The sequence below is a fragment of the Alteromonas sp. 4NS20-0143 genome (genome assembly GCF_057542855.1).
In genome coordinates, this window is the sequence record NZ_BAAJLR010000021.1 from 1 (window position 1) to 1,582 (window position 1,582).

A 1,582-nucleotide genomic window follows, 5' to 3' on the forward strand; every position below is an offset into this window, starting at 1 on the left:
ATAGACACAATGACTCCCTGTGAAATGCTAGCCTCCGCATTTTCGTGGGTTAACTTTTCAGCCAGTGCCATAATTAGTTTGCTTAAGACTAAATCATTTGGAGGCTAGCATGAACAAACATAGCATGATTTTTATCGGATTGGATACGCATAAAGAGTTTCACGAAGTTGCCTATTGTGAAGAGCAGCGGGGGGCAAGTGCGGTGCACTATGGCCGCATTCCTTCTTCAAAAGTCAGCGTTAAAAAGCTCATTCGTCAGTTTGAATCGAAATACCCTGGGGCAACAATTCACGTGGTGTATGAAGCAGGCCCATGTGGATATTGGATTTATCGACTTATTACAAGTTTAGGGCATTGTTGCTATGTCGTTGCGCCCTCCCTTATTCCGAAAAAGCCTGGCGAACATATCAAGACCGATAGGCGCGATGCGTTGAAGTTGGTGAAGTTATTAAGATCTGAAGATCTCACGCCCATTTATGTGCCTGAACCAGAGGATGAGGCAGTAAGAGATTTATCCCGAGCTCGAGAGCTTGCTATGAAGGATTTAAAAGAAGCTAAATACCAACTCAAAGCGCTGCTGCTAAGAAACAATATTCGGTATGAAGGCTCTGCTAATTGGTCGAAGAAACATCTGCGGTGGCTGACCGAGTTGATATTACCTCACCCCGCGCAGCACATCGTGCTGCAAGAATACTTACAAACGATAGAAGAGCGCATACGACGATTGGAAAGGTTGGATAACGAACTCGCCCACCATGTACACCAGTGGCGCTATTATCCTGTCGTTAAAGCGATCCAAGCCATGCGTGGTGTAAGGCTGCTAGTAGCGGTTGGCGTTGTGGCCGAACTGGGTGACTTACACCGATTCGACCACCCTAGAAAGCTTATGGCTTATTTAGGCTTGGTACCCAGTGAACATTCCTCTGGTGGAAAACGCCATTTAGGCGCTATCACTAAGTCTGGTAACGGTAGAGCAAGGCGATTATTGATTGAGGGAGCGCATAGCTATCGATATCCAGCGAACGTGTCGACCGATATTCAAATTCGGCAAGAAGGATTACCCAAAGACATCGTCGATATTGCGTGGAAAGCACAGCTTCGCCTGTGCAAACGCTACCAGCGAATGAGCAAGAAAGGTAAACATTACAACCTCATTATCACCGCAATAGCAAGAGAGATGGCAGCCTACATATGGGCTATTGCAAAAGAAGTGGTGCTTACGCCAGTTAATCCAAAATTGAGATTGAGCAGAGTACCTGCATGATAAAAGAGTTTGAGCTAACGCATTCGGGTCAGGCCGCGGAATGTGGCACAACCTACGAGGGTGTTATGACGGCAATAACTTAACGGTTATTGATCCACGAACATAGACTGATGAGAAGGTGACCACGGCGGAGTGAGTAAGGTAGGCGCTGTTCATTGAAAGATGAATAATCCACGAATACCAGCATGACAACCGACGACATTACTGCCTCATCCGGTGCGTTAGCTCATTTATTTAGAGCAAGAGAGCAGCTGATTATGGACCGAAAAAATGTCAGGGAGACTCTCGGTTTTTATTGACAAGGGGAGTCATACCAAC

General features: G+C 46.2%; 1 protein-coding gene. It reads left to right on the forward strand.

Annotation, left to right across the window (positions count from 1 at the left end; translation table 11 throughout):
* Positions 1-109: 109 nt before the first annotated feature.
* Positions 110-1,264 (forward strand): IS110 family RNA-guided transposase, encoded by a 1,155-nt coding sequence (locus AC27HD_RS18755; protein WP_032094841.1) that lies wholly within the window; start codon positions 110-112, stop codon positions 1,262-1,264.
* Positions 1,265-1,582 lie beyond the last annotated feature (318 nt).

Coding starts and splice junctions, on each gene's coding strand:
- AC27HD_RS18755 (WP_032094841.1), top strand. CDS start 110: ATGAACAAACATAGCATGATTTTTATCGGATTGGATACGCATAAAGAG.